This window comes from Congregibacter sp. (assembly GCF_965662665.1).
In the GTDB taxonomy this organism is placed as follows: Bacteria; Pseudomonadota; Gammaproteobacteria; order Pseudomonadales; family Halieaceae; genus Congregibacter.
Genome location: NZ_CBFIIF010000015.1, coordinates 65,678 through 72,039, shown reverse-complemented (window position 1 = coordinate 72,039; position 6,362 = coordinate 65,678). Strand labels below are relative to the sequence as shown.

Genomic DNA, 6,362 nt, shown 5'->3' with positions numbered 1-6,362 from the left:
ACGCCGTATACGATTGTCATATCCATGATTTTGCCTTAGAGATCGATGCCGCCCAGAGCCATGAAGCCCAGGGACATCAGTCCTACAGTGATAAAGGTAATGCCGAGCCCCTGCAAGCCGTCGGGCACATCGCTGTACTTAAGCTTTTCCCGGATGCCTGCCAAGGCGACGATCGCCAACGCCCAACCGACACCTGCGCCAGCACCAAAGACCACACTTTCGCCAAAGTTATAGTCACGTTCGACCATCAGCAGCGAGGCGCCGAGGATTGCACAGTTCACGGTAATCAGCGGTAGAAACACGCCCAGTGCGTTGTAGAGCGCGGGTACGTACTTATCCAGAAACATTTCGAGTATCTGCACGAGTGCGGCAATAACGCCGATATACGACAGCAGTCCCAGAAAGCTCAAATCCACATCCGGTAAGCCAGCCCAGGCAAGAGCGCCATCCGCCAGCAGGTAGTTGTAGATCAAATTGTTTACCGGCACCGTGATCGTCAACACCACCACCACCGCGATCCCAAGACCGATCGCCGCGCTTACCTTTTTGGATACCGCAAGGAAGGTACACATACCGAGAAAGACAGACAGCGCCATGTTCTCAATGAAAATCGCCCGTACAAACAGGCCAAGATAATATTCCATCAGGCGCCCTCCTCCGCTGCAGTGTGCTTCGCCATGCGGAAGTCCGGCTCTTCAACCTGCTTGGCATCCGCGGAACGGAGGATCCAGATAAACAGGCCAATCAGGAAAAACGCGCTCGGTGGAAGCAGCAATAAGCCGTTGGGGTTGTACCAACCACCTTCGGTCACCAGCGGAAGAATCTCAAATCCGAACAACTTGCCTGCGCCAAATAGTTCGCGAATCACCGCGACAAAGATCAGCACCACCGAGTACCCGAGGCCATTTCCGATACCATCCATAAAGCTCGCCACCGGCGGGTTTTTCATGGCGTAGGCCTCGGCTCGACCCATCACAATACAGTTAGTGATAATCAATCCCACGAACACAGACAGCTGTTTGCTGATGTCGTAAGCGACCGCCTTGAGTACCTCATCAACCAGAATCACCAGAGACGCAATGATCGTCATCTGAACGATAATGCGGATGCTTCCGGGAATATGGTGCCTGATCGAGGAGATAAACAGATTCGAAAAGGCCGTGACCATGGTCAGGGCGATACACATCACCAGAGTGACCTTCAAAGATGAGGTCACGGCCAAGGCGGAACAAATCCCAAGGATCTGTAGCGCGATCGGATTGTTCTTGAAAATCGGTCCCGCGAGCGTGTCTTTTACAGAGTCCATGATCAGGCCTCCCCATCTTTCAGGTTTGTAAGGAAGGGGGCGAAGCCATCATCGCCCAACCAAAAATCGATGAGATTTGTAACACCGCGACTGGTAAGCGTCGCGCCTGACAGGCCATCCACCATCCAGTCGGCATTGGCGTTTGCCGGATCAACTGCGCCTTTGCTCAAGCTCAGCTCCACCGCACCGTCACGATAGACTTTTTTGCCGGGCCATAAGGCTTTCCAGCGAGGGTTATCGACCTCTCCACCCAATCCGGGCGTCTCTCCGTGATCGTAAAATCCCAGTCCGGCAACAGTATTGCCGTCGGACTCGAGAGCAAGAAATCCGTAGAGCGTTGACCAAAGTCCGTAGCCGTGAACGGGCAAAATGATCTTTTCAAAGTCACCGCCATCGCCACGAACCAGGTACACCTGAGCCACTTTGGCTTGCCGACCGACCTTGGCAATGTCTTCTTCCCCGGGCACATTCCGTGACAGAGAAGGGTCCTTGGCCGCCGCTCGCTGGTCATAGCCCGCTGTGACCATATCGGTGAACTGACCGCTCTGAAGATCTACAAAGCGCTCTTCCACCACGGCGAACTGCTCTTCCACGCTGCGTCCTTCCTCCAGCATACCTGCCGCCTGAAGAATATTTCGCTTGCGATCGAGGGTTTTATTGGCCTGCTGTGCCGGCTTAAGCACCACCGCTGCCGTGGAAACAATGACCGAACAAACGATACACAGTGCCAGCGCTACGCCCAGAATCTTGCCAATACCGTCGTTACTAGCCACGGGCAAGTCTCCTCTTGATGTTCGCCTGGACGGCGAAATGGTCAAACAAGGGCGCGAAGAGGTTGGCGAACAATATCGCCAGCATGATGCCCTCGGGGAACGCCGGGTTTATAACCCGAATAAGTACCGTCATGACGCCGATCAAGAAACCATAAGCCCAACGACCGCGATCGGTCATCGCTGCTGAAACGGGGTCCGTCGCCATAAAGAACATGCCGAAAGCAAAGCCGCCCACCACCATGTGCCAGTACCAGGGCATGGAGAACGCAGGATTGCTATCGGAGCCCACGATGTTCAGGAACGAGGAAAACACAAACATACCCAGAAACACCCCAGCGACTACGCGCCAGGAAGCCACCTTGGTGAGGAGCAACACGGCGCCGCCGATCATGACCATCAATGTCGAGGTCTCACCGATGGAGCCGGGGATCGCACCGATGAAGGCGTCGATCCAAGTGTATTGCGCTTGCAGTGCGGTCATGCCCTCGGCCGCCACCAAGCCCAGCGGCGTCGCACCACTGTAACCGTCGATCGCTGTCCACACCGCGTCACCCGATAGCTGCGCGGGATAGGCAAAGTACAAAAACGCACGACCAGTGAGTGCCGGGTTGAGGAAGTTCTTACCCGTGCCTCCAAACACTTCTTTGCCGATCACGATCCCGAAGCTAATCCCCAGAGCCGCCTGCCAAAGAGGCAGATCCGGCGGGCAGATCAGCGCAAACAAAATGGAGGTTACAAAGAAACCCTCGTTGATCTCGTGGCCTCGCTTGATGGCAAAGAGAACCTCCCAAAAACCGCCGACCGCAAAAGTCACAAAGTAAATGGGCACGAAATACAGCGCGCCAAACCACATGTTGTGCCAGATATTCGCAGAGTCATTGCCACCAAAAGTCGCAATGAGCGATCCCCGCCAACCGTCAACGCTGCCGCCGGTTACCGCAAGAACCTCATTGGCCTGAAAGCCGAGGTTGTACATTCCGTAGAACATTGCCGGGAATGCCGCAAGCCACACCGTGATCATGATGCGCTTTAAGTCGATACCATCGCGAACATGCGCTGTAGAGCGCGTTACCGATGAAGGTTTGTAAAATATGGTGTCCACGGCTTCGAAGAGCGGATAGAAGTTTTGATAGCGTCCGCCGTCCTGGAAGTGGTGCTCAACACCGTCAAGCCATTTGCGTAAAGCCACGACTCAACCCTCCTTCTGTATGCGTGTCAGGTTATCTCTGAGGATAGGCCCGTATTCGTATTTGCCCGGGCACACGTAGGTGCACAGGGCCAGATCTTCTTCGTCAAGCTCTAAACACCCCAGAGCCTGAGCGGTTTCCGTATCGCCGACGATGAGGGAACGCAACAACTGGGTGGGTAAAATATCCAGGGGCATGATGCGTTCGTAGGCGCCCACGGGAACCATCGCTCGCTCGCTACCATTGGTCGACGTCGTCATGGGTAGCGGCTTGCGGCCAAAAAAACTGCTCAGGTAGATACCAAGGCTCGAGTGCTTTTGGGCACCCAGACTTAGATAGTGCAGAAACTCGCGCTCCCGTCCTTCTTGAAGGACCGTCACCTGGGTGTGGTATCTCCCCAGATAGGCGGTAGCACCTGCGACTTTGCGCCCGCCCAGTACAGAGCCGGAAACAATGCGGTTTTCGCCTGCCGCCAGCTGTCCGGCGACCAAAGCCTCAAGATCGACCCCCAGTCGAGTTCGCAGCAGTCGTGGTTTTTCGACCTGGGGCCCTGCCAGTGCTACTACGCGCTCCGTCCAAACACGACCATCCAAAAACAGTCTGCCGATAGCAATGACATCCTGATACCCCACGGTCCACACCATCCGGTCAGCGCTCGCACCAAACAGATGATGTACATGGGTACCCGCCAATCCCGCGGGATGGGGCCCTGCGAACTCTTCCCGTTGAATATTATCCGCGCTGCCACCAGATATCCCGGAACCAGGCGCGCTACAGACATACAGGGATCCTGTCGTCTGACCCGCGAGGAGATCAAGTCCCAGGGAAAAAGCCTCGGACTGCTCTGCAACAATAATCGACGGATCTGCCGCCAATGGATGCGTATCCATCGCAGAAACGAATACGGCCGCGGGCTGGTGCTCAGGCCCAGGCACAGAACTGAACGGGCGCGTACGCAGCGCCGCCCACTGTCCGGAAGCTAGAAGCTGAGCTCTAACCAGCTCTGGCGCAAGAGCCCGAGCATCGTCTGCTGTGTAAGCATCGAAAGCGACGGCGTCATCACCATCCAGGTCAATGACTACCGATTGCAGAACTCGCTTGGCACCGCGGTTAATCGCAGACACGGTCCCGGCAGCCGGAGCTGTGTAGTGAACACCTTCGGTTTTCTTGCAGCTGAAAAGCACCTGCCCACACTGGACGCGATCGCCGACCTGCACGGCCATCGTTGGCTTCATGCCCACGTAGTCAGCGCCAAGCACCGCTACAGCGCGCGGCTCGGGTGCATCAGAGATAGTCTGATCGGGCGCACCCTCGAGAGGGATATCAAGCCCTCGGGAAATTTTGATCATGTAACCCGCCTGGATTGTCGTTGTGTTTCAAGCGAATAGATAAGCCCTGCAGCGTCATTGAAGCGACGTCTTGAGCAGTTGTTACCTTGATTGACTTACCGACTCGCTTCGCTCCCCCGACGAGCCGGCTTCAGGCCGCGCGCATTATAGCGAAGCGCAGGGTGCTCCCGCCACTGAAGCGGGCACCAATTTGCACAAAATGCTGAGGGCAGTTCCCTTTAGAAACTAGGCCGACTCGGGATAAACGGCGTAGTTGACCCCCGCCATACGCTCCATGACGCGGTAAACCTGGCAGCTATAGCCAAATTCATTGTCGTACCATAGATACATGACCGCCTGATTCCCGCTGACAATGGTCGCCCTTGCGTCATAAACACAGGCTGTTCGCGATCCCACAAAGTCGGATGAGACTACTTCGGGAGAGTTGGAGTAATCGATCTGTCGGCGCATGCTCGAGTGTAATGCCATGTGCCGCATGTACTCGTTCAAAGACTCCGCGTCGGTCTCCTCCTTCAGGGTGAGGTTCAAAATGGCCATTGATACATTCGGTGTCGGCACTCGAATAGCGTTCCCCGTCAACTTTCCAGACAGCTGTGGCAGCACCTTTGCCACGGCCTTCGCCGCTCCGGTTTCGGTAATCACCATATTGAGCGGCGCACTCCGCCCCCGCCGATCGGCCTTATGATAGTTGTCGATCAGATTTTGATCGTTGGTAAAGGCGTGAACGGTCTCCACGTGACCATGGAGGATGCCAAATTTGTCATCGATCGCTTTTAAGGGCGGCACGATCGCGTTAGTCGTGCATGACGCCGCTGAAATAATGCTGTCCCCTGGGTCGATATCCTCGTTATTAATGCCCGCAACGATATTTTTGATATCGCCTTTGCCCGGTGCCGTGAGGATGACTTTGGCGGCGCCTTTGGACTTCAGATGTTGCGACAGGCCCTCTTCATCGCGCCAAACACCTGTGTTGTCGATGACAATCGCGTTGTTGATGCCGTACTCGGTGTAATCGATGCTATCTGGCGAGTCTGCGTAAATAACCCGTACTTCATTGCCGTTGGCCACAAAGCTCTGACGCTCTTCGTCGACCCGAATCGTGCCGTTAAAGGCGCCGTGTACCGAATCCCGACGAAGCAGGCTTGCGCGCTTTTCCAAGTCGTTCGGAGCCTTGCCCTTACGCACGACGATCGCGCGGAGGCGAAACGCCTCGCCACCCGCCGCTTTATCAATGAGAATTCTTGCCACCAGGCGACCAATACGCCCAAAGCCGTAAAGCACAACATCGACTGGCTCCTGTGCCGCCGAGTCATCGCTTTGCATGAGGTAGCCAAGCTGCTCCTGCACATACTCGTCGACGCTCAGGCCTTTGCCGTGATTCTTATCGTAGTAATTAACCGCCAATCGACCCACATCAATGTGCGCAGGCCCCAAATCCAGCTTGCTCATTGCCATTAATACAGGATGGGTCTCACGCTCCGAGAGTTCATTACCTTCGACCTGGCGGACATAGCGGTGGGTCTTCATGAGATCCAGCACCGAGGTGTTTACCAGCGACTTGTCATAGCAGAAGCACTTAACGTTTTTCTCCCGGGCAAGACGGCCCACTAGCGGAATGATGTCTTCTGCCAGCGCTTCGCGCTCTTTCCAGTCCTTGAAGTAGTCGTCGGGGCGTGGTCTTTTGCGGTCCGTCACGGATAAGTTTCCTTTAATGGCGAGGTAATCGCGAAGCAATACTATGGGCCGC

6 protein-coding genes are annotated in these 6,362 nt (G+C 55.6%); all 6 read right to left on the bottom strand.

All coding sequences use genetic code 11. The features are described 5' to 3' along the window. Window positions 1-35 precede the first annotated feature (35 nt). Complete coding sequence (gene nqrE, locus ACTG39_RS08320) at window positions 36-644, bottom strand: NADH:ubiquinone reductase (Na(+)-transporting) subunit E (protein WP_009022444.1); 609 nt, start codon at window positions 642-644, stop codon at window positions 36-38. Continuing rightward, window positions 644-1,306: an NADH:ubiquinone reductase (Na(+)-transporting) subunit D gene (locus ACTG39_RS08315; protein WP_439107080.1), complete on the bottom strand. Its 663-nt coding sequence runs from the start codon at window positions 1,304-1,306 to the stop codon at window positions 644-646. Before ACTG39_RS08315 ends, nqrE begins: the two co-directional genes overlap by 1 nt. Before the next feature lie 2 nt (window positions 1,307-1,308). Then, window positions 1,309-2,079, bottom strand: coding sequence for a Na(+)-translocating NADH-quinone reductase subunit C (locus ACTG39_RS08310; RefSeq protein ID WP_439107079.1), 771 nt, complete (start codon window positions 2,077-2,079; stop codon window positions 1,309-1,311). Further along, the gene (locus ACTG39_RS08305) at window positions 2,072-3,268 is read right to left on the bottom strand and encodes an NADH:ubiquinone reductase (Na(+)-transporting) subunit B (RefSeq protein ID WP_439107078.1); all 1,197 of its coding nucleotides are present in this window, start codon (window positions 3,266-3,268) and stop codon (window positions 2,072-2,074) included. Before ACTG39_RS08305 ends, ACTG39_RS08310 begins: the two co-directional genes overlap by 8 nt. Window positions 3,269-3,271: 3 nt before the next feature. Then, complete coding sequence (locus ACTG39_RS08300; protein WP_439107077.1) at window positions 3,272-4,615, bottom strand: Na(+)-translocating NADH-quinone reductase subunit A; 1,344 nt, start codon at window positions 4,613-4,615, stop codon at window positions 3,272-3,274. A gap of 225 nt (window positions 4,616-4,840) precedes the next feature. After that, window positions 4,841-6,310 carry a glyceraldehyde-3-phosphate dehydrogenase gene (locus ACTG39_RS08295; RefSeq protein WP_439107076.1) on the bottom strand — a complete coding sequence of 490 codons (1,470 nt, stop codon included), beginning with the start codon at window positions 6,308-6,310 and terminating at the stop codon, window positions 4,841-4,843. Window positions 6,311-6,362: the final 52 nt, after the last annotated feature.